Origin of the sequence: Acinetobacter sp. YH12108, from assembly GCF_013419055.1 — a bacterium.
Lineage (GTDB): Bacteria > Pseudomonadota > Gammaproteobacteria > Pseudomonadales > Moraxellaceae > Acinetobacter.
Window position 1 is genome coordinate 17,975 of sequence record NZ_VPAW01000011.1, and the last position, 20,066, is coordinate 38,040.

At 42.9% G+C, this 20,066-nt stretch carries 33 protein-coding genes; all 33 read left to right on the forward strand.

The window, feature by feature from the left end:
• The first annotated feature begins 5 nt into the window (after positions 1 to 5).
• Positions 6 to 170 (forward strand): hypothetical protein, encoded by a 165-nt coding sequence (locus FTU46_RS08735; protein ID WP_180033374.1) that lies wholly within the window; start codon positions 6 to 8, stop codon positions 168 to 170.
• Positions 163 to 510 (forward strand): dATP/dGTP diphosphohydrolase domain-containing protein, encoded by a 348-nt coding sequence (locus FTU46_RS08740; protein ID WP_257224634.1) that lies wholly within the window; start codon positions 163 to 165, stop codon positions 508 to 510. The genes FTU46_RS08735 and FTU46_RS08740 overlap by 8 nt, the downstream gene beginning before the upstream one ends.
• Positions 503 to 811, forward strand: coding sequence for a hypothetical protein (locus FTU46_RS08745; RefSeq protein ID WP_180104768.1), 309 nt, complete (start codon positions 503 to 505; stop codon positions 809 to 811). The genes FTU46_RS08740 and FTU46_RS08745 overlap by 8 nt, the downstream gene beginning before the upstream one ends.
• Positions 808 to 1,221, forward strand: a complete 414-nt coding sequence (locus FTU46_RS08750; RefSeq protein ID WP_180104769.1) for an HNH endonuclease — start codon at positions 808 to 810, stop codon at positions 1,219 to 1,221. Before FTU46_RS08745 ends, FTU46_RS08750 begins: the two co-directional genes overlap by 4 nt.
• Positions 1,214 to 1,726, forward strand: coding sequence for a RusA family crossover junction endodeoxyribonuclease (locus tag FTU46_RS08755; protein WP_180104770.1), 513 nt, complete (start codon positions 1,214 to 1,216; stop codon positions 1,724 to 1,726). Before FTU46_RS08750 ends, FTU46_RS08755 begins: the two co-directional genes overlap by 8 nt.
• A gap of 12 nt (positions 1,727 to 1,738) precedes the next feature.
• Positions 1,739 to 2,236: a hypothetical protein gene (locus FTU46_RS08760; protein WP_180104771.1), complete on the forward strand. Its 498-nt coding sequence runs from the start codon at positions 1,739 to 1,741 to the stop codon at positions 2,234 to 2,236.
• 175 nt (positions 2,237 to 2,411) lie between these two features.
• Positions 2,412 to 2,732 (forward strand): hypothetical protein, encoded by a 321-nt coding sequence (locus FTU46_RS08765; RefSeq protein ID WP_180104772.1) that lies wholly within the window; start codon positions 2,412 to 2,414, stop codon positions 2,730 to 2,732.
• 194 nt (positions 2,733 to 2,926) lie between these two features.
• On the forward strand, positions 2,927 to 3,148 hold the full coding sequence (locus FTU46_RS08770; protein ID WP_180104773.1) for a hypothetical protein: 222 nt from the start codon (positions 2,927 to 2,929) through the stop codon (positions 3,146 to 3,148).
• Positions 3,090 to 3,365: a DUF968 domain-containing protein gene (locus FTU46_RS08775; RefSeq protein ID WP_180104774.1), complete on the forward strand. Its 276-nt coding sequence runs from the start codon at positions 3,090 to 3,092 to the stop codon at positions 3,363 to 3,365. Before FTU46_RS08770 ends, FTU46_RS08775 begins: the two co-directional genes overlap by 59 nt.
• Positions 3,366 to 3,431: 66 nt before the next feature.
• Positions 3,432 to 3,671 carry a hypothetical protein gene (locus FTU46_RS08780; protein ID WP_180104775.1) on the forward strand — a complete coding sequence of 80 codons (240 nt, stop codon included), beginning with the start codon at positions 3,432 to 3,434 and terminating at the stop codon, positions 3,669 to 3,671.
• Positions 3,672 to 3,717: 46 nt separating this feature from the next.
• Positions 3,718 to 4,206 (forward strand): recombination protein NinB, encoded by a 489-nt coding sequence (locus FTU46_RS08785; RefSeq protein ID WP_180104776.1) that lies wholly within the window; start codon positions 3,718 to 3,720, stop codon positions 4,204 to 4,206.
• A gap of 45 nt (positions 4,207 to 4,251) precedes the next feature.
• Positions 4,252 to 4,623 carry a hypothetical protein gene (locus FTU46_RS08790; protein WP_180104777.1) on the forward strand — a complete coding sequence of 124 codons (372 nt, stop codon included), beginning with the start codon at positions 4,252 to 4,254 and terminating at the stop codon, positions 4,621 to 4,623.
• Positions 4,624 to 4,709: 86 nt separating this feature from the next.
• Positions 4,710 to 4,910: a hypothetical protein gene (locus FTU46_RS08795; protein ID WP_180104778.1), complete on the forward strand. Its 201-nt coding sequence runs from the start codon at positions 4,710 to 4,712 to the stop codon at positions 4,908 to 4,910.
• Positions 4,911 to 4,915: 5 nt separating this feature from the next.
• Entirely contained in the window at positions 4,916 to 5,206 is a 291-nt protein-coding gene (locus FTU46_RS08800) for an HNH endonuclease (protein ID WP_180104779.1), read from the forward strand.
• Positions 5,203 to 5,382 carry a hypothetical protein gene (locus tag FTU46_RS08805; RefSeq protein WP_180104780.1) on the forward strand — a complete coding sequence of 60 codons (180 nt, stop codon included), beginning with the start codon at positions 5,203 to 5,205 and terminating at the stop codon, positions 5,380 to 5,382. Before FTU46_RS08800 ends, FTU46_RS08805 begins: the two co-directional genes overlap by 4 nt.
• Positions 5,383 to 5,493: 111 nt before the next feature.
• Positions 5,494 to 5,973 carry a terminase small subunit gene (locus FTU46_RS08810; protein ID WP_180104781.1) on the forward strand — a complete coding sequence of 160 codons (480 nt, stop codon included), beginning with the start codon at positions 5,494 to 5,496 and terminating at the stop codon, positions 5,971 to 5,973.
• Between the two features lie 68 nt (positions 5,974 to 6,041).
• On the forward strand, positions 6,042 to 6,740 hold the full coding sequence (locus tag FTU46_RS08815; RefSeq protein WP_180104782.1) for a hypothetical protein: 699 nt from the start codon (positions 6,042 to 6,044) through the stop codon (positions 6,738 to 6,740).
• Between the two features lie 35 nt (positions 6,741 to 6,775).
• Entirely contained in the window at positions 6,776 to 8,464 is a 1,689-nt protein-coding gene (locus FTU46_RS08820) for a terminase large subunit (protein WP_180104783.1), read from the forward strand.
• Positions 8,461 to 9,696, forward strand: a complete 1,236-nt coding sequence (locus FTU46_RS08825; protein ID WP_180104784.1) for a phage portal protein — start codon at positions 8,461 to 8,463, stop codon at positions 9,694 to 9,696. Before FTU46_RS08820 ends, FTU46_RS08825 begins: the two co-directional genes overlap by 4 nt.
• Positions 9,689 to 10,351 (forward strand): HK97 family phage prohead protease, encoded by a 663-nt coding sequence (locus FTU46_RS08830; protein WP_180033360.1) that lies wholly within the window; start codon positions 9,689 to 9,691, stop codon positions 10,349 to 10,351. The genes FTU46_RS08825 and FTU46_RS08830 overlap by 8 nt, the downstream gene beginning before the upstream one ends.
• Positions 10,344 to 11,546, forward strand: coding sequence for a phage major capsid protein (locus tag FTU46_RS08835; protein WP_180104785.1), 1,203 nt, complete (start codon positions 10,344 to 10,346; stop codon positions 11,544 to 11,546). Before FTU46_RS08830 ends, FTU46_RS08835 begins: the two co-directional genes overlap by 8 nt.
• A gap of 53 nt (positions 11,547 to 11,599) precedes the next feature.
• Entirely contained in the window at positions 11,600 to 11,782 is a 183-nt protein-coding gene (locus tag FTU46_RS08840; protein ID WP_180104786.1) for a hypothetical protein, read from the forward strand.
• Positions 11,779 to 12,084 carry a head-tail connector protein gene (locus FTU46_RS08845; RefSeq protein WP_148826125.1) on the forward strand — a complete coding sequence of 102 codons (306 nt, stop codon included), beginning with the start codon at positions 11,779 to 11,781 and terminating at the stop codon, positions 12,082 to 12,084. The genes FTU46_RS08840 and FTU46_RS08845 overlap by 4 nt, the downstream gene beginning before the upstream one ends.
• Position 12,085: 1 nt before the next feature.
• Positions 12,086 to 12,415, forward strand: a complete 330-nt coding sequence (locus FTU46_RS08850; protein ID WP_180104787.1) for a phage head closure protein — start codon at positions 12,086 to 12,088, stop codon at positions 12,413 to 12,415.
• A gap of 3 nt (positions 12,416 to 12,418) precedes the next feature.
• A complete protein-coding gene (locus FTU46_RS08855; protein ID WP_180104788.1) occupies positions 12,419 to 12,877 on the forward strand; it encodes an HK97-gp10 family putative phage morphogenesis protein in 459 nt (152 codons plus the stop codon).
• The gene (locus tag FTU46_RS08860) at positions 12,874 to 13,248 is read left to right on the forward strand and encodes a DUF3168 domain-containing protein (RefSeq protein ID WP_180104789.1); all 375 of its coding nucleotides are present in this window, start codon (positions 12,874 to 12,876) and stop codon (positions 13,246 to 13,248) included. The genes FTU46_RS08855 and FTU46_RS08860 overlap by 4 nt, the downstream gene beginning before the upstream one ends.
• Positions 13,245 to 13,466 carry a hypothetical protein gene (locus tag FTU46_RS08865; RefSeq protein WP_180104790.1) on the forward strand — a complete coding sequence of 74 codons (222 nt, stop codon included), beginning with the start codon at positions 13,245 to 13,247 and terminating at the stop codon, positions 13,464 to 13,466. Before FTU46_RS08860 ends, FTU46_RS08865 begins: the two co-directional genes overlap by 4 nt.
• 102 nt (positions 13,467 to 13,568) lie before the next feature.
• Entirely contained in the window at positions 13,569 to 14,078 is a 510-nt protein-coding gene (locus tag FTU46_RS08870) for a Rha family transcriptional regulator (protein ID WP_180104791.1), read from the forward strand.
• A gap of 72 nt (positions 14,079 to 14,150) precedes the next feature.
• Positions 14,151 to 14,615, forward strand: a complete 465-nt coding sequence (locus FTU46_RS08875; RefSeq protein WP_180104792.1) for a phage tail tube protein — start codon at positions 14,151 to 14,153, stop codon at positions 14,613 to 14,615.
• Positions 14,616 to 14,656: 41 nt separating this feature from the next.
• Complete coding sequence (locus FTU46_RS08880; RefSeq protein WP_180104793.1) at positions 14,657 to 15,142, forward strand: phage tail assembly chaperone family protein, TAC; 486 nt, start codon at positions 14,657 to 14,659, stop codon at positions 15,140 to 15,142.
• Positions 15,143 to 15,348: 206 nt separating this feature from the next.
• Complete coding sequence (locus FTU46_RS08885; RefSeq protein ID WP_180104794.1) at positions 15,349 to 15,966, forward strand: hypothetical protein; 618 nt, start codon at positions 15,349 to 15,351, stop codon at positions 15,964 to 15,966.
• Between the two features lie 9 nt (positions 15,967 to 15,975).
• Complete coding sequence (locus FTU46_RS08890; protein ID WP_180104795.1) at positions 15,976 to 16,296, forward strand: hypothetical protein; 321 nt, start codon at positions 15,976 to 15,978, stop codon at positions 16,294 to 16,296.
• Between the two features lie 57 nt (positions 16,297 to 16,353).
• Complete coding sequence (locus FTU46_RS08895) at positions 16,354 to 19,971, forward strand: tape measure protein (protein ID WP_180104796.1); 3,618 nt, start codon at positions 16,354 to 16,356, stop codon at positions 19,969 to 19,971.
• Positions 19,972 to 20,066 lie beyond the last annotated feature (95 nt).

The following is a 20,066-nucleotide window of genomic DNA, read 5'->3' on the forward strand; positions in this document are numbered from 1 at the left end:
GCAGTATGACAGGATTCACAGAATTAAGAGACCAGATCAACCGGACCACTGATCTACAGGAAAAGGAATTACTTCAGCAGCAATTTGAAATGATGCATCAGGCAGCAGATGAAGAAAGTAAGCAGTTTGAGGATTTGATTCGGGGTGATTGGAGTGATTGGGATGAGTGAGCAGGGTCAAAAGTTTGACAAAAATAAGCCGCGTATGTCGCTGCTTCCAAAAGGCGCTCTAAATGCCGTAATTCGCGTTCTAGAGTTTGGAGCTAATAAGTATCAGGTAGACAACTGGAAGCATGTGCCTGACGCTAAGGTGCGATATTACGATGCAATGCAACGCCACATAGACGCTTGGTGGCATGGTGAGCAGAAAGATCCTGAAACAGGAGAGCATCATTTAGCTCATGCGATTTGTTGCGGGATGTTCTTGTGGTGGTTTGATAATCAGCAATCTGGTGTACCTGAAGCCATTGCGAACTACAGATCGAATTATGCGGGAGCGATTCATGAGTGAATTTAAAGACGTAGCGCATAAAACTGTAGCTGAATTATTTGACATGTTGAAGGAAAAGTTGGCCGAGGTTGATTCATTGAAAGCCCAGCTCAACAACATGGAGGCTTGTTATATCGAGAAGAAGAAGGAGTTGGAGGATCAACATAAGAAAGTTGATGAAGTTCTCGAATATCTGGATGGTGAAAGCACTAACCGCTGGGGCTTGTGGAAAGAAAAAGCGGACATGCTTGATCAGGGTGCAAGTAATGCATTTGAGGAAGCGTATTGGATGGTTAAGAAAGCCCTGCGAGGTGAGTCATGAAACTAACTAAGCAGCAACGTGCAGAGCTAAAAATGAAGTTTGGTGGTCACTGTGCTTATTGCGGTGATCAATTAGGTGATAAGTGGCATGCGGATCATATTGAAGCAGTGAAGCGCGATTTCGATATGAAAAAGTGTGAGAAAACAGGCTACATGATTCCTGTGTCTAATGGGGTTTTGTTTAGACCTCAGAACGACACTTTGGAAAATATGAATCCATCTTGTGTGCCATGCAACATAAATAAATCTTCAATGCCTTTGGAATCTTGGCGCAGATCAATTGCGCATTATCGTGATGTTCAATTGCTACGGGATAGCACTCACGCACGTCACTTGCATCGTTTCGGATTGATTGAGATCAAACCCGATCCGGTGGTGTTCTTTTTCGAGAAGTGGGGTGCCAATGACTAATCTCCGCATCACTGCAGCACAGGCACGAAAAGCCGGTATTGGCCCTCGATTTGGCGTAACAACCAAGTCGGGGAAAAAGAAATCCAATCCAGATCCAATGCCAAAGATTCCGGCTCATCTGGTCGAAGGGAAAGGATTTGGTGTGATGAATGATGAACTGCTTTGGTGTGAAGTTTTAATCACACCTCCTTCGGTGAATCACTACTGGATTCGTGGGGCCAACAAGACCAATCGATTAAGTAAGCGTGCAATCCACTTTATTGACGTTATGAAGCGTTTTATTGAGCCAGCAGGGTATCAGGGCAGAGTTCGCGTAAAGATCGAATACGCGCCACCTGACGCGAAAATACGCGACATCGATAACATCGTTAAGCCTTGCTTCGATGCTTTGTTAAAAGGTGGATTGATTCTGGATGATTCCCAGGTGGATGAATTGCTCGTGAAGCGGTTGCCATCAGAAAAAGGCGGGAAGTTGATTATTCAAGTTGAAAAGTTAAGGGTTTAAGAGGGAATAGGGATGAATGCGATGGTTAAAGTTCAAAATATTATGCAGGCGGTTGATTGGGGTAAGTATTCACTAGAGGAGTGGCTTTATCAATTTGGAGCATGGATGAATAGCGTTTCTGGAACATGTGGCAAAAGCATTAACCCTATTGCTGTTGCTATGGATGAGGCGATTGTTAAGCAAAGAAAATTTAAGTTGGGTGTAAGAAAGACTCGCCAGATTATTGCTGACTCTATGCTGGTTGAAGATAAGCCAAGACTGACACGCACAAACATTGTATGCCAGATTGATGACAATGAAGCACGGGCAGTTCAGCGTTTGATTCTGGATATGCAAGGCCAGAGTGAAATCATGGATGAGTGGATGGATGCGATTATCTGTCGTTATTTTTATGGGAACTCTTGGTCGCAGATGATTACACCAGAGCGATCCAGGTATGGGGCAGAGCAAGATGTAAAGTGTGGATTGGCTGCACTGCATTGCCGATATAAATTTATTGAATATAAGTGATTAGAACTTGACCTTCCGGAAAGCATTTGTTAAATTCATGTTATAGTGGCGCGAAGTGTAAGTAAGTCGCACTACTGATAGGAAGCTCGCCAAATGGTGGGCTTTTTTAATGCCCTGAGAAATGTTGGTGTAAGCAATATCAGGGCACCAGATTCTAAAAATAACCGAGCCAATCATGAAAACAATCAAATACCAAAACAATGAATTCCAGTTTAATGATGTGCATATTGCTAGAGCAGGTGATAAGGCATGGGATTACGCTTGGGGTATTGCTGATGAGTTTGGTTATTTGGCTCCATGTGTTATTGAGTCGCTACCCGATGAAGATGATAACGAGCAGATTCTTGCTGTAGATCGTGAAGATAAGTGCAAGGCTGAATGTGTAGCCATCATTTGCTCAAAAGAGAAATCACCAATGTTCCCGTCATTGACTGATGATGCTCGATGTATCGGGTTCCAGTTTGTGTATGAAGGGGATCAATTCGAGGTGCTGTGATGCTCCAATTCCTAAAACGCCTATTCTGCTTTCATCACTACGATTATCACTCTGATATTTTCGTTCAGGTTGAATGTAGAAAGTGTGGCAAATACAAGAACGATTTCACAAATTAATAATTAGCCATGTTGGCGCAAAGGCCCTGCTCAATTCTAGATATTGGCGGGGTTTTTCTTTTCTTATTGGTGGTGGGCATGGACATAGTAGAAGCAAAACGGAATTTAGAAGTTCTGGAAAAGAACCGCAGCCGCTTAATGAATTACAACCATCTGTATTCAAGCTATGCATTTAAAGAAATGTGTGGTGCGGAACTCCGCAAAGTAAACAAACAGATTGCAGGCATAGAAGAACAATTAAATGCGCAACCACAAAAGACTCGCAGCAATCAGAAAGCTGCCATGCATTCGATGCGGTAATCCTAATAGCCAGGCTGCTCATTCAAATTCAAGCCGTGACGGTAAAGGGCGCGGAATCAAAAGTTCAGACCTGTTCACAGTACCGTTATGCCATTCGTGTCATTTCCAGTTCGATACATTCCAATTGGGTAATCGGGCCGAGAGTGAAGCAATGTTTGATCAGTGGTTGGTGAGAGTGGATCGGATGTTGGTGATGGAGGATAAAGAGGTGTTTTGATTTAATTTGGATTCAACTATCTATTTGACGTAAATTATAGTCTTTAATTTTTCAAATGGATTTGACATGCAAGTTATTGTTCACTTCAAAGCAATAGAAGATGATTATGGTGAATTTGATTTCACTAAAGTACCTTTCCCAAACCACTACTCACCTAGCGAATATATAGAGAGTAATTCTGGTAAGTTTTATAGACAATTCTCTGTGGATGAAGGTCAAAACACTTACGTAATTTATGCGCTAGGACGGTTATCGGAGCAGCAAAAACTTAAGTTGCAAGAAGATTGGGATCGATACTGTCATTAATGAAAATATAACCACCCTCGGGTGGTTTTTTTATTGGGAGCAGGAAATGCAAAAAGCCGTGTTTCCTATCCAGAGTCATGCAGACATCACCAAAGCCATCAACTACATGCACACCCATTACACTCAAGCGATTAATGAGGGTAAGCCGTTGGTGGTGAGGATCAATCAAACACTAGATGAACGGTCAGCAGCGCAGAATAGGCTTTACTGGAAATGGATTGGTGAGATTAGAAGAAAGACTGGTCAGGATGAAGATTCACTCCATTACGAGTTCAAGAAGAAGTTTCTGATTTATATCTATCGTCGTGATGATCAAGAGTTTGCTGAAATGTGTCATGCCATTGCTAAGGTAAAGCAAACCGAACCAGATGAGTATAAGGCTATCGGTGAACAGGTCATCAGGCTTTGCAGTACAACCAAGGCGACAGTTAAGCAAATGACCGAGTATTTGAATTATGTGCATGACTTTGCTGTGACTCAGTTGCATGTGCATTTGACTGTGCCGGATGATTTGAAGTGGTGTTATCAGGAGTAGGCTGGTGTTATATTTGGATTATTAACAACAAATATAGGGTTGAATATGGTGCACCAAGAAATCAATGAAGCATTTGAAAATTATCATTTTGAGTATGAAAAAACACCTATCGAATTGTTCATCAATCGCGCCACTCGTGATGAATTGCTAAGAACTCCAGGATTAAACCCTCAACTACTCAATAGTCAATCAAACCCGGTTAGCACCATATTTAGTTGCCCGGTGTATGTGGTTGATATGGATGAGTCATTCATGTGGTTATCAGAGAGTGACTTGTCAAGTTTAAATAAAAGCAGAAACACACCACTGGAAGAAAACTGGGACTATATTCCTGTGACTCGAATCAATAGGAATAAGGAAAAGATTCAAGCAAATATCCCTAGGGTGATACGCGATTTCGAGTATCCACAAACTTAAGACCTCCTTCGGGAGGTTTTTTTATTGGGTGATTCAAATGACATGCCAAGGCTGTGAAGCACGACGTAAATGGATGAAAGAGCAATATGAGCGATCAAAAGAAAGAATGCGGCTGTGTATCGAACGCCTTACTTCTAAAGCTAATCGAACAGAACAACCAACTAATAAACCAGGTGGCCCAAGTCATCCAGATCAACAATGAACAGAATGCTCAGATCAATGAGCTATTGATTCAAATTGAAGGTAGTGATGAGGAAGAGCCTAAGAAGTCACCTTATTTGGATTGATGGTCATGAAACTACCCAGACTGCAAAACAAACTACAGGCGATGACACCGAAGGCACCGAGACCACCTAAGAACAATTGGGGTCAAGGTCGTGGTGGCAGACCGTGGCGCAGACTCAAGCAGAAGATTCATACTCGTGATGAGTGGACATGCTGTTCATGTGGTCGTGTGACTATGGAGCTTGAGTTAGACCATATCGTTAATGTGGCTCAAGGTGGTACGGATGATGAAGCTAACCTGCAGTCGTTATGTGTGCTTTGTCATAAGAAGAAGACGCAGATGGAGAGTCGAGTATGACTGAGAAAACTATTGAAGATATGGCGCATGACTATCTTGTCGCATCACTACAGGCCGGCAAGGTCATTCAGCGCGAAGATATAGAGAATTACTGCAAGATGGCAGCCCAGTTAAAAGGTGTGGCGAAGGTTGTGCAGAGAGATGTTCAGGAAGATGAGCGTCGTCGCAGATGGTAGGGGGGAGTCAAAAAGTTTGAAACCCTGAGCCAGCGGACACCGCCGCCCATCTCACTTATAAAAAAATTTCCCATTTCAGCAAAAGTTAACTTTTAGTGGCAAGGAGTCACAATGGCATTAACAACAAAAATGAAAGCTTTTGCTCAAGCTGTTGTTGATGGCATGAGTAAAAAAGATGCTGCAATTTCAGCAGGATACCCTGAAAAATCGGCGATGCAGCAGGGTTCAAAGCTTTCTAAAAATCCTGAAATAATTGCGTATATAGACCAATACTCAACCGCTAAAAAGTTAACTTCCGAGAAGCAAAAGTTAACTCCTGAAAAACCAGTCGCTAAGCCTATGAGTAGTGGTGAGGACAACAATCCTTTTGAGGGCAATTATGCCAAGGATGATCCGCTTCAATTCTTGATTGACATTATGAATGACAAAGAAAATGAAATGGGCTTAAGGGTGCATGCAGCGAAATCGGTGCTGCCATACGTGCATGGCAAAGTCGCTGAAAAAGGCAAGAAAGAAACCAAAGCTGATGAAGCCAAAAAAGCAACTCAAGGCGGGAAGTTTGGAACACTGGGTTCACAGTTGAGAAGTTAAGTGTGCTGCTTTTAAGTAGTTTATTTTTGTTTCATCAACTAATATTCCCCTTGATTACAGGGGGTCTTATGGCAAAAAAAACTTTAAAAGAAAGGGTAAAGCTTGTTTGGAGATGGACGATTATACTTTCAATCACTTATTTTCTGATTGGAATATATTTGAAAAGTGACGGATTTAATATTAATCCCTCTATAACTTATGAATTGATTAAAGACACTTTGACTTTAACTGCTGCATTTCTGGCACCTGTTGCTGCATTTGTCCTTTTTAGTGACTGGCGCGAAGAGCACCAAACAAAATCGCTACACGCTCTAATAGACGAAATTAAAGTGATTACTCAAGATATAGAAAATACCTTAAAACAATATATGCATAATATTTTCCATTCGGATAGGTTAATTACGGATGAATTTAAAACCTCCAAAGAAGGGCTTAAATTATTAGGTCAATTAACAGTATTAAGCAGGCTTTACTTAGACGTTAATGAAATTGACGAAAATACCAAGATGCTTAAAGAGCATATTGATGTATTTGGAGAACAATCAAGGAAAGCTACGGAAGCATTAGGGATGATGGATTGGTCGAGGTTTAGGAAAAAGCAGATTGAAGGTAACTCAAAAAATCTAGATACAAATGATGGGGAGTGTAAATTTCTTCAAAATTATTTTAAAGAAAATCATAGTATTTTTGAATTAAGTTTTCAGGTGATTCACAAGTTAAATGATCAGATAATTGTCATCGGGAATGTAATTAAACAGGATATTTAAACCCACTTCGGTGGGTTTTTTAATGAGTTAAATTTATGTCAGCAATACTCCCAACCTGGACAACAGCGTGCCCAGATTGGGCGTTACGCATTGTCAATAAAGAATCCATGATGCCATGTGAACCGCTTTTCCCAGAAGTGGCCGATGTAGCAGAGCGGATTTTTAAAGAATTAATCCTGGTCGATGTGATGGGTAGCCCAAAAATGGGCGAAGTCACATTGCCATGGGTTATTGAATTTGTCCGGGCAATCTTTGGTGCTTACGACCCAGAACAGAAGAAGCGTTTAATTCGTGAATTCTTCTTACTGATATCTAAGAAAAATACCAAGTCGACGATTGCAGCCGGCATCATGATGGTGGCCTTGATCTTAAATGATCGTATGTCGGCTGAGCTTATTCTGTTGGCGCCCACAAAAGAGGTCGCAGACAATAGTTTTAATCCAATTCGAGACTTCATTCGAGCAGATCCCGAGCTTCAGGAAATGTTCAATGTGTCCGAGCATACCAAAACAGTCACTCACTTGGGCACTAATGCGACCTTGAAAGTGATTGCTGCGGAAAGTAACGCTGCTGCAGGTAAAAAGGCCTCAATCATCCTGATCGATGAGGTTTGGTTGTTTGGGAAACGATCAAATGCTGAATCGATGTTTCGTGAGGCAAAAGGTGGTCTGGCATCACGGCCTGAAGGTTGTGTGATCTACCTGTCTACCATGTCAGATGAAACGCCATGCGGTGTATTTAAGCAGCTGCTGGACTATGCGCGTGATATTCGGGATGGTGTAAAGGTCAATCCTCAGTTCTTGCCGCTGATTTACGAGTTTCCTGAATGGATGTTGGAGGCAGGTGAGCACTTAAAACCTGAAAACTTCTATGTCACCAATCCAAACTTGGGTGCATCGGTTGATCTGGATTACCTGATTAACGAGTTTGAGAAGGTTAAAGATGCTGGCGAAGAATCGCTGCGTGACTTCCTTGCCAAACACCTAAATGTACCAATTGGCCTGAATCTACGTGCCAACCGCTGGGCTGGTGCTGAATATTGGCTGCAGCAATCCAAAAAATTCACCCTGGACAAACTAATCGAGCAATCAGACGTTATTACCTGCGGTATCGATGGTGGTGGCCTGGATGATTTACTCGGTTTCGCTGTACTTGGTCGGCATAACAAAAGCCGTAAATGGTGGCTTTGGAATCATGCCTGGTGCAATAAGACTGCAGTCGAAAGACGCAAAGAGAATGCACCAAAGTACGCTGACTATGAAAAGGAAAAAAGCCTGACCATTGTTGAGCGTATTGGTGATGACATTGATCAGTTGGCGGCCATTGCGAAGAAATGCTTCGACTCTGGCAAGCTCGACAAAATTGGACTCGATCCTCTTGGTTTGGGTGGTCTGCTTGATGGCTTGCTTGATGCCGGTATTCCTGAAGACAAAATGATTGCAGTAGCTCAGGGGTTTAAGTTGATGTCATACATCATGACCACCGAGCGCAAATTGGCTGAAGGCAATCTTTACCATGCTGGTCAAGGCTTAATGACCTGGTGTGTTGGTAATGCGCGCGCAGTCGTGAAGGGTAACGGCATGATGATCAGCAAACAGGAATCAGGTGTCGGGAAGATTGACCCATTGATTGCGACGTTTAACGCAGTGGCACTTATGAGTCTGGCACCGGAAGTTAAAAACTATGACATTGACGGATATTTAGAGGACATCGTGATAGCATGAGCGACTTACAAGACACGGGATTCTGGTCTCGCTTCTGGTCACGATTGACTGGAAAAACTCAATTAAAGAAAGGGGATACTTCCTATCCAGTAGATAGCTATATGTCTTCTGGTGGTGCAGTGGTCAATCCCGAAACCTCTCTGAAGTTATCGGCAGTTTGGGCATGTGTAAAACTACGTGCCGAAACCATTTCAACCTTGCCACTTCACCTATACGACACTGAAAAAAAGATTGCCAAAGACCACGAACTATACCGAATCTTGCACGACTCACCCAATGCAGACATGTGCGCCAGTGAATTTTGGCAGATTCAGTCAGCGTGTCTGGATTTATGGGGTAATGCATACAGTTATATTGCTCGCCGCAATAATCGCAGTGTTATTTCTTTAGAACCATTGTTTCCTAGTGAAATGGTTAAAAAGCGCCTGAAAGATGGAAGCTTTGAATACCATTACACGGAAAACGGCAAAGTTAAGATCTATACCGATGATGAGATTCTGCATTTTAAGGGCTTTACCTTGGATGGATATGTGGGACTGTCAGCGATTCAGTTTTTTGCTCAAACCATTGGTATGCAGTTTGATGCTAATAATCAGGCGCAGGACTGGTTCAAGAATGGTTTGAAAGTTGGTGGATTTCTTGAGAGTGGAGAAACAACGCTAACCAAAGAGCAGCGCCATTCTTTGCGAGAAAGCCTTTCTATGTTCAGCCGACCTGAGAATGCTGGCAAATATATGGTGCTTGAAGCAGGCATGAAAGTCGCCAGTGCTTCAAATATTCGAATCAATCCAGTTGATGCTCAGCTTCTTGAAAGTCGTTATTTTGGCATTGAGGAAATATGTCGGGCTTTTGGTGTGCCACCCCAGTTGATTGGCCATACAAATAAAGCTAGTTCATGGGCTTCTAGCCTTGAGCAAACCAACCAGGGCTTTCTCACTTACTCATTGAATCCGCAATTGGTTCGATATGAGCAAACAATCGCTCGAAAATTACTACTGCCTCAAGATAAATACAAATACCGCCCTAAATTTGCGGTTGATGGTTTATTACGTGCAAACAACGCAGCAAGAGCCGACTTCTACGTGAAGATGACTCAGAACGGTCTATACACCCGCAATGAAGTACGAGAGCTTGAGGATATGCCAAGAGCTGACGACCCAACCGCAGATAAATTAATGGTTCAGATGCAAATGGTTCCGCTGGGCACCGAAAAAGGTGAAACAAATGAATAGAAAAAGTTTTAATTTAAATATTAAAGCCGTCCAAGAGGACGGTTTTTTTTCGGGCTATGGTGCGGTTTTTGGAAATCTCGACTGGTATAACGACATTATTTTGCCGGGTGCCTTTAAAAATACACTGGCCAAATGGACTGAAAAAGGGAAATTCCCACCAGTTCTCTGGAACCACAGCTCCAATGAGCCAATTGGGGTCTATACCAAGCTGGTAGAGGATGAAAGAGGCTTGTATGTCGAAGGCAAACTATTGGTCGATGACGTCCCAAAAGCCAAATCAACACACGCTCTTTTAAAGGCTGGTGCAATCGATGGTCTAAGCATTGGTTATCGCACAGTCAAATCCAGCTACAACGAAAACACAGATATCCGTGAACTGATTGAACTGGATCTGGGTGAAATCTCCATTGTCACCACACCGGCCAATGAAAAAAGCACAGTGATTTCTGTGAAATCCAAGTTAGAAGAAGGCGAATTGCCATCTTTACCAGAATTCGAAAAGTTCCTGAGAGAGTCAGGCTTTTCAAAATCGCAAGCCACTGCAATCGCTGGCAAGGGTTTGCGCCATCTTTTGAGCGAGTCTGAAGATGAAAAGTTCCAAGCGAAATCAATTTCAAATGCTCTTAATATTTTAAAAGGAAGTCAAAATGACTGATCAAAATTTAGAACAACTCGCTCAAGAGTTTAAAAAACAAGTCGATGAAGTTAAAGGCATTGCTGAAGACTTCAAAGGCAAGCGTGAACATGGCGACAAAATCGCCGAAGGTGCTAAACAGGCAGCGGATGAAGCGATTACCAAGCTGAATGAGTTAAAAGCTCGCGTGGATGAAGTTGAGCAGAAAGCTGCCCGTCGTCCGCATGAAGGTAATGAAGAGGTTAAATCTCTTGGCCGCCAATTTGTGGAATCTGATCAGTTTAAATCACTGGTTGGTTCAGCTGGACAGCGCGGTAAAGCAAACCTTGAGATCAAGGCTACTATCACTTCAGCAACAACTGATGCTGCTGGCTCGGCTGGTGATCTGGTTCAAACCACACGCATTCCAGGCATTATTGCTCCACAGGATCGCAAGCTTACAATTCGTGACCTGCTGATGCAGGGTCGCATGGATGGTAACGCGCTTGAATACGTTCAGGAAACCGGCTTTGTGAATGCTGCTGACATGGTGGCTGAAGGTGCTAAAAAACCTCAATCAGATATTAAGTTCGATCTTAAATCGACTACTGCAAAAGTTATCGCTCACTACATGAAGGCATCGCGCCAGATTCTTGATGATGCATCGCAGTTGCAGTCTTACATCGATGGTCGCTTACGCTATGGTCTTGCTTTCAAAGAAGAGCAGCAAATCCTGAACGGTGACGGCACTGGTCAAAACTTGCTAGGTATTATTCCGCAAGCCACCGGATATGTGCGCCCCGCAGGTGTATCAACCACCGCAGAAAGCAAAATCGACACCCTGCGCTTCGCAATGCTTCAGGCAATTCTTGCTGAATACCCTGCAAGCGGCCATGTGCTAAACCCGATTGACTGGGCTGCAATTGAAACCCTGAAAGACACATCTGGTCAGTACATCATCGGCAATCCACAAGGCAACCTAAACCCGACTCTGTGGGGTCTTCCGGTTGCAGAAACACAGGCGATTGCTGCGGGTAAATTCCTGACTGGTGCCTTCTCAATGGGTGCTCAAATCTTTGACCGCTGGGCTTCACGTGTTGAAGTGGCAACCGAGAACGAAGATGACTTTGTTAAAAACTTGGTGACCATTCTTGCGGAAGAGCGTCTGGCATTGGCGGTTTATCGCCCAGAAGCGTTTATCTATGGTGATATTACCCCGGCAGTTTCCGGCGGTTAATCCAAAATCCAATAAGGGTCAAATTACTGGCCCTTATTTATTAGGAGATAGTTATGACTGAGTACGATGTTAAGCGTGAGCACTATGGTGATAAGTATTACCAGACTGGTGATAAGCGCACAGCCAATCCAGCGGATGTGAAACACTTAGTTGATAAGGGTATTTTAGTTGAATCCGCAGAAGAGTCAAAACCTAAAACAACCAAAACCCCAGCAAAACAGGCCAAACCAGAATGATTGATCTCGCAAAAGCCAAGTTGCATTGTCGTGTAGATCATGATGATGAAGATACTTTGATACAGGCATATATCGATGCTGCCAATGAGCAAATTCAAGCACATTTAGATCGCAAAGTTATCGCAACCGAGGCTGAGCGAGTAAATGAAAATGACCTGGTTGATAACAAGGCCCTAGATGCTGCTCGGCTTCTCTTTGTTGCGCACCTTTATGCCAATAGAGAAGCCACCACTCAGGCAACAATTGAATTGCCTTTGGGGTACTGGTCGCTAATTCAGCCTTACCGGAATATGGGGGTGTGATATGGCCCAACGTGCCGGCGAACTCTGCCACCGTGTAACGATTCAGCATAAAACCACGGTCTATGATGAATACAACTATGAAACTGAAGCCTGGACTGGGTTTAAAAAGCTCTGGGGTAAAATCAGTTTCCTTTCTGTCAAAGATTCTTTGAACGCCAAAGCCGCAGGATCAGAAACCACAGCCCGGCTAAAACTGCGCAAACGTAAAGATATTGATACTGGTATGCGTGTTTTATTTGATGGCCAGACCTTCCAGATCGTATCACCACCTAAACCAGACAATGAAAATGGTCGTATTTATATGACGCTGGAGTTGTCTTTAGTGGGGTAAGCCATGTCAGTAGAATTTAAAATTGAAGGCTTGGAGTTAGTTCAAGAGAAACTTAAAAGACTTGGCAATCCTCGCTTAATCAAAAACGCTGCTCGACGTTCTATGCGTAAAGCTATGGCGATTGTGCGTGATGCGGCTCGATCTGGGGCAAAAGCAATAGATGATCCGCAAACAAGCGAAAAGATTTGGAAAAATATTGCAATTGCCGCAGGGAAAACACGAAACTCGAATGAAGTGGTGATGCGTGTCGGTGTGCGTGGTGGTGCGTCATTCTCAAACAAAAATCCACCCAATACACCAGGTGGTGATACCAGACATTGGAGGTTTATTGAATTCCCTAGTGTTAATAATCCAGGTACTCCATTCATGCGCCCAGCACTGCAAAACAACATCCAAGCCGTGACCAATAGCTTTGCTGAAAACTTCAATAAAGAAATCGACAAGGAACTCGCTAAATTATGAACATTTTACCCGTAGTTCCGACACTTGCCGCTAGTCCTGAAGTCACAGCCTTGCTTGGCACCAATCCCTTAAAAGTCTGGGAAGATATTGCACCACACAAGACAGCATATCCCTATGCGGTCTGGTCGGTGGTCACAGCAAATCCTGAAAACCACTTGGATTGCCCAGCGAATACTGACCATGTGTCCTTCCAGATTGTGGTTTACGACACTCAGCAGAAAAGAGCATCTGATATTCGTGCCGCAATCAGAAAGGCTTTAGAGCCACATTGCTACATTACTAATATTCACCCAAACCATTTTGAGCGCATTGCTGACACCAATATTTTCGGCCGCGGCTTTGATGCGAATTGGTTTTTGGATAGATCATGAAAGATAAAATTATAGCAACGGTTGTTATTCTTCTGATTGCAGCTTTTACCTGTCTTATGGTGTATGCCATCTGGCAAGAATTAACAAGCCCAAAAATGGAACTAAATAAATCTGAATGGGAGTGCGTAAAGACTGAAACGCGCATAACTAATGTAATTATCGGCGGCAAATTAATGCCACAATCAAATCAAGAATGCGTCGAATATAAACGCAACTAAATTCCAAATTTCCACATGGCACCCAATCGGGTGCTTTTTTTATGCCTGAGTGTTTATATGCGTTCAGCATTCAGGCTCAACACAACTCAAAAGGAGTTAATTATGAATGCTATGTTAAAACCAATCGTAATTGTTGAAGTTGAAAATGGCGAACCCATGACAACCACTTTGCAAATAGCACTTGGCTTAGGTATCCAGCATGCAACAGTCATTAAGTTGGTTAGAACTTACATGCCTGATTTCCAAGAATTTGGAAGGGTTAGATTTAAAATCCAATCCTTTGAGACAAATGGCGGTACTCAAGAGCGTAAATTTGTTCCATTAAATGAACAACAGGCGACCTTCTTAATGACACTTATGCGGAACAGTCCACGAGTTATTGAGTTTAAAAAGGCTTTAGTGAAAGCATTCTTTGAAACACGAGAGTTTATTCGCTCGCAGGATCAAAGTTATAACAATATTCACAACAAATTATCACTTCAGCTTGATCTGGCGAAATCAGATGCAAGCCTTGCAGGTAGTGTTTTGGGTAGCTATCGCAAGAAACGAGATTTATTAATGACTGCAATCACGGAAGTCGAGCGACTTATGCAGCCATGTCTATTTGAATAACTAAATTATTTTCAAACCAATGCCACCATTCGGTGGCTTTTTTTATGCCTAAAAATTGAGGAGCACTCGCAAATGGCAGAATTACGCACGCAAGGGACAAACGTCTTTGCTTTTGATGGTACCGACATTACGCAACTTGTCTGTGTAACCGGTATCGACTTGGGAAGCGACAGTACTTCAAAAATTGAAACAACTTGTCTTGAAGAAACGAAATCAAAATCCTATATGCCGGGCCTATCTGATCCGGGTGATGGTTCGATCTCAATTCGATTAGACCTTGAAAACCAATCACACCTGAAACTCATTGAATGGGCTGAGGAACGCAAGGAACTTGAATTCTACATCGGTGCCAGCGACTCAAATGCAGTACCAACAGTAGCTACCAATGCTGTGGCTCTACCAACTGGCCGCTCATTCTGGTCATTTAAGGGTGCACTAACTCCAGCAGTACCAACTTTTGAAGCTGATTCTATTGTGGGCTACCAGTTCACTTTACAGCGTTCAACTGGTGTAACTCTTACCCCTGCAACCGTTTAATTTGGAGCCCCGCAACGGGGCTTTTGCTTTTCTGGTGAATCATGAAAAAACTAACTCTAAATGATATTAAGTCTGGCGCTTTAATGGGTAAGCCAGAGCATGTGACGGTCCAAATTAAAGTTGCTGGTGAGGATGCAGAGTTTGATACTCATATTCTGCCTTTTAGCTACAACACAGCCATTGCTCAAATGAAAGCGTATGGTGAAAACAAAGAGTCACTGGCTGGAATTCTTGCAAGTGTTATTTGTGATGAAAAAGGTCAATTAACCTTTACTGAAGAAGAAATTCGAAAGCACTTTAACCAGGCTTTAGTTGATGCGATCTGGAGCAAAGTATTTGAAGTAAATGTCATGGGAAAGCAGTCGAGCTTAACCAAGACGACGAAATCCTCATCGAAATCAGCATCGCGCTCGGCAAAACGTACAGCGAGATCGCAGACCTCCCGTACAGAGAAATTAAAAAGTACACCGCCTACATCCGAAAGTACGGAAGCCTCAATCTCGGAAGAAGATTCGAGCAAGAATTAGCCCGACTCCATCAATCCATTCTGACTCTGAAAGGTGTTAAGAATGTTAAGCTTCATGATCTGATGACACATGAGGAAAAGCCAGAAGAAAAAAGCCTGGAAGATTATCTGGTTGAAAATTACGGCAAATAAGAAACCTTTTAACGAGGTTTCTTTTTACGGCTGAAATTAGTATCTTGTCCTGAATAACAAATATTTGGGTGGGGTATGTGGCTTATATTAATAATTACTGTAGTAATCATCGGTGCAATTTTCTTGGCAAGGAAAGCCAGTATGCCGGTGGAAAAAAAGACTCAAGAGTTTCTCAAGACTCAGCAAACCAGGAGTAAAGAGGAGGTAAGCGGAAGAAGTCTACCACCTCCACCGCCATTCCCAATGGGGAGCACTAGAAGAAAGGATGCGAATAGGATTGCTCCTAAGAGAATTTTCCGACTTGATTATGATGGTTCGCATGATTTTGATAACTATCCATTCGAAATTGTTGGCGAATCACACTACCAATCCAATATTGAACGATTTGCTGTAAAAAGAGAGGGTAAGGGTTGCTTTACTGAAGTAGAGGCGAAAATCATCAGGGAGTTTAGCAATAGCCATGATAAAAACGCATGTAGAGTGGATATCAACGGATTGACGGTTGGTTACTTCCCTCGCAATAATGCCGAGAGTTGGGTAAAACTTTTAGGGCGCTTAAATATGCCCGATAACTCAGAAGTTTATGTTAAGGCTGTGATTGTTGGTGGTGGAAGCAAGGATTATAGCTTTGGGGTAAGATTGGATATACCATCTAGAATTGCAAATTCTGCTAAATACATAAAAGAAGTTTAAGGTCCTTGTATGAAAAAAATCATTTTATTGGCTTTGATTGCGTTTGCAAACGTAGTCAATGCATCGAAAGCAGATGAAGAGTATTGCGGTGGAATCTACGATAGAGCAAAAGTGATTATGGATTACCGCCAAAAAGGCACGCCAATCAAGATAATTTATGATGTCACTAACAAAATGAAGGCGCCAGAGGAAGTCAAGGAAGTATTTAAGCATATGATCAATGAGGCCTATGAAAAACCTCAATTTCAAACAGAAAGGTACCGACAGGAATCTTCTGAGGAATTTGCAAATCAGTATTTTTTGCAGTGCATAAAGTCTTTTAAAGACTAAGCAAAGAAATATAGCAACCGCCTTAATGGCGGTTTTTTTACGCCTAGAGGAAAAGTTATGGCTACAAAACTCGGAACGCTAACATTAAATCTTGCCGTTCAGATTGGGCAATACACTGAGGGCTTTAAGAAGGCTGGGGATGTAACCGAGCGTGAATCTAGGCGAATAGAAAAAAGTACAAATAGTGCAACTGCTGCCATAAAAAATCTAGGCGCCTTGGCTTTAGCGGGATTTTCTGTAGATGCTATTGTTGGTATGGCGGACAGTTATACACAAATGGCCGCACGAATCCGAAATGCTACCGATTCAGCTCAAGAATATAATCTGGTCCAAGATCGATTGCTTGCAACAGCGAATGGTACTTATCGCGCACTTTCTGAAGCGCAAGAGGTTTACTTATCTCTTTCTGGTGGAATGAAGTCACTTGGTAAGAGTACTTCAGATACTTTGGATGTGGCTGATTCTCTATCTTATGCGTTTGTTGCGAATGCTGCACGTGCAGACCAAGCGCAAAGCGCGATGGATGCCCTGAATAAGTCAATGGCTAAAGGCAAGATTGATGCAGACGCATGGATTAGTATTGTTTCGGCAGCAGACAATATCATCGGAGATATGGCTAAGCAGACCGGCCGCACAGAAGAAGAAGTTCGTAAGCTTGGTGCAACAGGTAAAATTTCATTAAATGAACTTCTGGACACCCTACAAGCCACAACCGAGAAAAATAAAGAATTAGCTGATGCCATGGAAAACTCTGTAGCAGACGGATTTCAAAAATTATCCAATTCTGTAACGGTTTATCTTGGCAAATTAAATGAGTCTACAGGTGCGACCGGCCAGATCGCTGGTGCACTTGGAATGCTTGGCGACAATATTGAAACCGTTGCTGAGTCGGCGATGGTTCTAGGCGCATACTGGGTCGGCACTTATATTCCTTCAGTTTATGCCAGCACGACAGCAACCATTCAAGGTACAGCTGCTAAAGTTGCAGATACCATAGCAGCTCGCGCCAAGGCTTTAGCGGATTATGATGTTGCTAAAGCCAATTTAGCTTCCACTGCTGCCATGGTTCGCTCTATGGGTGTGACGAATGCTCAAACTGCGGCAATGATGACAAATGCACGTGCAGCATACCAACAGGCGGCAGCATCTCGTGCAGCAGCGGTAGCAGGGACAAGCGCACTTGGATTATTGGGTGGACCAGTAGGTATTGGTGTGACACTGGCAGCGGTAGCGGCTGGCTATCTGTTAATGAAGGACAGTACCGATGAATCAACAAAATCTTTGCGTGAAAATAACGAGTCTGTTGATGAAGCCATTAAGAAATATCAGGAGTTAGATGAAGTTCGTCGCCGATCTCAGATGGTGTCTGAAAAAGAGAAACTCCGTGATCTGGGTCAAGAATACGATGAAGTTAATTCAAAACTAATCACCGCCACCTACTCATTTAGTCGTCATAACGACATGACTTCCGAGCAATCAAAACAGGTTAATGCACTGATTGCTGAGTACAAGCAAACAGGTGATATCGATAAATTCTCACAAAAGATTAATTCTCTAAGCTTTGTCAATCAAGAAAGTAAGGACAAGTTTAATACTTTGGCTGGGTCGGTTAAAACGGCTGGTAATGAATTTAAAAACCAGAAGTCTTTTGTGGATCAGATGGCTCCAGCTGTTAAAGGTGTGGGTGATCAGGCGAAACAAACCGCTAGTGAGGTGGCTAATCTAAGTGAAGAAATTAAAAAACTACTTAATGAATCTAATCGCAATATTAAAGACGCTGCAATTACCAAGGCCTTAGCAGACCGTGGTTATAACGACACCATGATCGAGCTTGTAAAAAAATACATGGCTGTTGAAGGTGCGATTACTACCAATGCAAAAGGGCAGCAGGTATTAAAAAGCGAATTAATAGCTCAATTACGTATTGAATATCAGGCTGCAATGAAGGCTAAAAATGCCGTGGATGATCGCAATAAGTCTGAGGAAAAAACCAGAAAACTTATTGAGGCTCAGGGCGAAGCAATGAAGGTGAATGCCAAAGTTGCAGCCAATGCAGCTAAGTACAACTTTGCTGCGATTGAAGCTAAAAATGGCCTACCAGCGGGTCTGCTTTCTGCTATCCATATGCAGGAATCCAGAGGTAATCCAAATGCCTACAACAAGAGTTCTGGTGCGGCTGGTGGGTTCCAGTTTCTAAAAGGCACGGCTGAACAATATGGAGTCACAGACCGTTATAATCTAGCTCAAGCCGCTGAGGGTGCTGGTAAATATTTAGCCTATCTTATCGATCTTTTTAAAGGCGATATTAACAAAGCTATTAGCGCCTATCATGCTGGTGAAGGAAATGTTCAACGCGGTACTAATATTGGCCCAGTCAACCGTCAGTATGTGAAGAACATTAAAGGCTATTTGGGTGGCTCAAGCGGTGTCGCATTCACAGAAGAATATTCTTTTGATGATTGGCTGAAAGAGTTAGAGCAGCACGTAGTTGAGCAAGAAAAACTTGAGAAAGAACTGGCTGATAAAAAGCAGTCAATTCAGGTCAATTACTACAATGAATGGCAAAAACTCGAATTTGATAACCAAGAGAAAATCAAGGAAATCAACGAGGCTTTTGCCAGCGACCCAACAGAGCGCGATCGTCTTTTAGACCTTCAGCAAAAAGCTTACGGGGAAGATGTAGCCAACTGGATTAAAGCACAGGATGAGCGAGTTAAGGCTGAGAATGAGGCGAACCAACAAATCATTCTTGCTCGTCGTAATGCTTTTGCCATGATGAATGAGCCGTTAGGTGCAATGAATCAAATGGGTATTGATGCGAAAGCTCAGGCTTCAATGAGTCCGCAGCAGTATCAGAAATGGCAGCTTAATAATGATCAGCAATCTGGTTATTCTCAATTAGCTGATCAACTGTATTCAGCTCAGTCTGCCATTGAGAATAATGAATATCTTGAAACAACTGAGAGATATAGGCAGCTTGAACAGGCTTATGAAGCATATTTACAGAATAAGGCCGCACTATCTGAAGCATACAACAAGCAGGAGCAGGATTTAGCAAGAAGCCAGTATGAATCCCAAATGGGAATCTGGAGCAACTTGCTTGGACAGGCTCAAAACACTTGGTCACAGATGACACAAGCTGTCAAGGATAGCGAAGGAGAGCAATCTGCAGCATTTAAGGCGATGTTCTTAATGCAGCAAATGTTTGCCGTTAGCTCCGCTTTAGTAAGCACACACTTAGCAGCTACACAGGTGGCAGCGGATGCAACAATTCCTTTCTTTGGTGCCAAGGTTGCAGCATCAAAATTAATGCTGGCAATGGGGTATGCAAATGTCGGCATGATCGCAGGTCAAACCATTGCAGGCATGGCCCATGACGGTATCGACAATATTCCAAAAGAAGGCACATGGCTCTTGGATAAAGGCGAACGTGTTGTTGATAGTCGGACTAATAGCGATTTGAAGGACTTTATCGCCAATGGTGGTAATGGACCTCAAATCAATATCAATGTTCCACCAGGCTACACAGCTGAGCAAAGTCGCGGTGCTGATGGTGCTGTGACGATTGATATTGTTGAGAAGCAAATTAAGCGGTCTTGGGGGAATCTTAGCAATCCTAACTCGTATGAATCCAAGCAGATCCAGCGCAATACAACAGCAGGAGTGAAGCGATAGTGAACAGTTTCGCATTATGCCCGTTACAAGCCGGGTATTCCTTTTCGCCTGGCAACAACATGTTAGAGCAGCAACTTCTTGGCGGTTTCGCCCGT

Excerpts from the sequence above, each read along its gene's own strand:
- FTU46_RS08735 (WP_180033374.1), top strand. The coding sequence starts at position 6 with ATGACAGGATTCACAGAATTAAGAGACCAGATCAACCGGACCACTGAT.
- FTU46_RS08740 (WP_257224634.1), top strand. The coding sequence starts at position 163 with ATGAGTGAGCAGGGTCAAAAGTTTGACAAAAATAAGCCGCGTATGTCG.
- FTU46_RS08745 (WP_180104768.1), top strand. The coding sequence starts at position 503 with ATGAGTGAATTTAAAGACGTAGCGCATAAAACTGTAGCTGAATTATTT.
- FTU46_RS08750 (WP_180104769.1), top strand. The coding sequence starts at position 808 with ATGAAACTAACTAAGCAGCAACGTGCAGAGCTAAAAATGAAGTTTGGT.
- FTU46_RS08755 (WP_180104770.1), top strand. The coding sequence starts at position 1,214 with ATGACTAATCTCCGCATCACTGCAGCACAGGCACGAAAAGCCGGTATT.
- FTU46_RS08760 (WP_180104771.1), top strand. The coding sequence starts at position 1,739 with ATGAATGCGATGGTTAAAGTTCAAAATATTATGCAGGCGGTTGATTGG.
- FTU46_RS08765 (WP_180104772.1), top strand. The coding sequence starts at position 2,412 with ATGAAAACAATCAAATACCAAAACAATGAATTCCAGTTTAATGATGTG.
- FTU46_RS08770 (WP_180104773.1), top strand. The coding sequence starts at position 2,927 with ATGGACATAGTAGAAGCAAAACGGAATTTAGAAGTTCTGGAAAAGAAC.
- FTU46_RS08775 (WP_180104774.1), top strand. The coding sequence starts at position 3,090 with ATGCGCAACCACAAAAGACTCGCAGCAATCAGAAAGCTGCCATGCATT.
- FTU46_RS08780 (WP_180104775.1), top strand. The coding sequence starts at position 3,432 with ATGCAAGTTATTGTTCACTTCAAAGCAATAGAAGATGATTATGGTGAA.
- FTU46_RS08785 (WP_180104776.1), top strand. The coding sequence starts at position 3,718 with ATGCAAAAAGCCGTGTTTCCTATCCAGAGTCATGCAGACATCACCAAA.
- FTU46_RS08790 (WP_180104777.1), top strand. The coding sequence starts at position 4,252 with ATGGTGCACCAAGAAATCAATGAAGCATTTGAAAATTATCATTTTGAG.
- FTU46_RS08795 (WP_180104778.1), top strand. The coding sequence starts at position 4,710 with ATGAGCGATCAAAAGAAAGAATGCGGCTGTGTATCGAACGCCTTACTT.
- FTU46_RS08800 (WP_180104779.1), top strand. The coding sequence starts at position 4,916 with ATGAAACTACCCAGACTGCAAAACAAACTACAGGCGATGACACCGAAG.
- FTU46_RS08805 (WP_180104780.1), top strand. The coding sequence starts at position 5,203 with ATGACTGAGAAAACTATTGAAGATATGGCGCATGACTATCTTGTCGCA.
- FTU46_RS08810 (WP_180104781.1), top strand. The coding sequence starts at position 5,494 with ATGGCATTAACAACAAAAATGAAAGCTTTTGCTCAAGCTGTTGTTGAT.
- FTU46_RS08815 (WP_180104782.1), top strand. The coding sequence starts at position 6,042 with ATGGCAAAAAAAACTTTAAAAGAAAGGGTAAAGCTTGTTTGGAGATGG.
- FTU46_RS08820 (WP_180104783.1), top strand. The coding sequence starts at position 6,776 with ATGTCAGCAATACTCCCAACCTGGACAACAGCGTGCCCAGATTGGGCG.
- FTU46_RS08825 (WP_180104784.1), top strand. The coding sequence starts at position 8,461 with ATGAGCGACTTACAAGACACGGGATTCTGGTCTCGCTTCTGGTCACGA.
- FTU46_RS08830 (WP_180033360.1), top strand. The coding sequence starts at position 9,689 with ATGAATAGAAAAAGTTTTAATTTAAATATTAAAGCCGTCCAAGAGGAC.
- FTU46_RS08835 (WP_180104785.1), top strand. The coding sequence starts at position 10,344 with ATGACTGATCAAAATTTAGAACAACTCGCTCAAGAGTTTAAAAAACAA.
- FTU46_RS08840 (WP_180104786.1), top strand. The coding sequence starts at position 11,600 with ATGACTGAGTACGATGTTAAGCGTGAGCACTATGGTGATAAGTATTAC.
- FTU46_RS08845 (WP_148826125.1), top strand. The coding sequence starts at position 11,779 with ATGATTGATCTCGCAAAAGCCAAGTTGCATTGTCGTGTAGATCATGAT.
- FTU46_RS08850 (WP_180104787.1), top strand. The coding sequence starts at position 12,086 with ATGGCCCAACGTGCCGGCGAACTCTGCCACCGTGTAACGATTCAGCAT.
- FTU46_RS08855 (WP_180104788.1), top strand. The coding sequence starts at position 12,419 with ATGTCAGTAGAATTTAAAATTGAAGGCTTGGAGTTAGTTCAAGAGAAA.
- FTU46_RS08860 (WP_180104789.1), top strand. The coding sequence starts at position 12,874 with ATGAACATTTTACCCGTAGTTCCGACACTTGCCGCTAGTCCTGAAGTC.
- FTU46_RS08865 (WP_180104790.1), top strand. The coding sequence starts at position 13,245 with ATGAAAGATAAAATTATAGCAACGGTTGTTATTCTTCTGATTGCAGCT.
- FTU46_RS08870 (WP_180104791.1), top strand. The coding sequence starts at position 13,569 with ATGAATGCTATGTTAAAACCAATCGTAATTGTTGAAGTTGAAAATGGC.
- FTU46_RS08875 (WP_180104792.1), top strand. The coding sequence starts at position 14,151 with ATGGCAGAATTACGCACGCAAGGGACAAACGTCTTTGCTTTTGATGGT.
- FTU46_RS08880 (WP_180104793.1), top strand. The coding sequence starts at position 14,657 with ATGAAAAAACTAACTCTAAATGATATTAAGTCTGGCGCTTTAATGGGT.
- FTU46_RS08885 (WP_180104794.1), top strand. The coding sequence starts at position 15,349 with ATGTGGCTTATATTAATAATTACTGTAGTAATCATCGGTGCAATTTTC.
- FTU46_RS08890 (WP_180104795.1), top strand. The coding sequence starts at position 15,976 with ATGAAAAAAATCATTTTATTGGCTTTGATTGCGTTTGCAAACGTAGTC.
- FTU46_RS08895 (WP_180104796.1), top strand. The coding sequence starts at position 16,354 with ATGGCTACAAAACTCGGAACGCTAACATTAAATCTTGCCGTTCAGATT.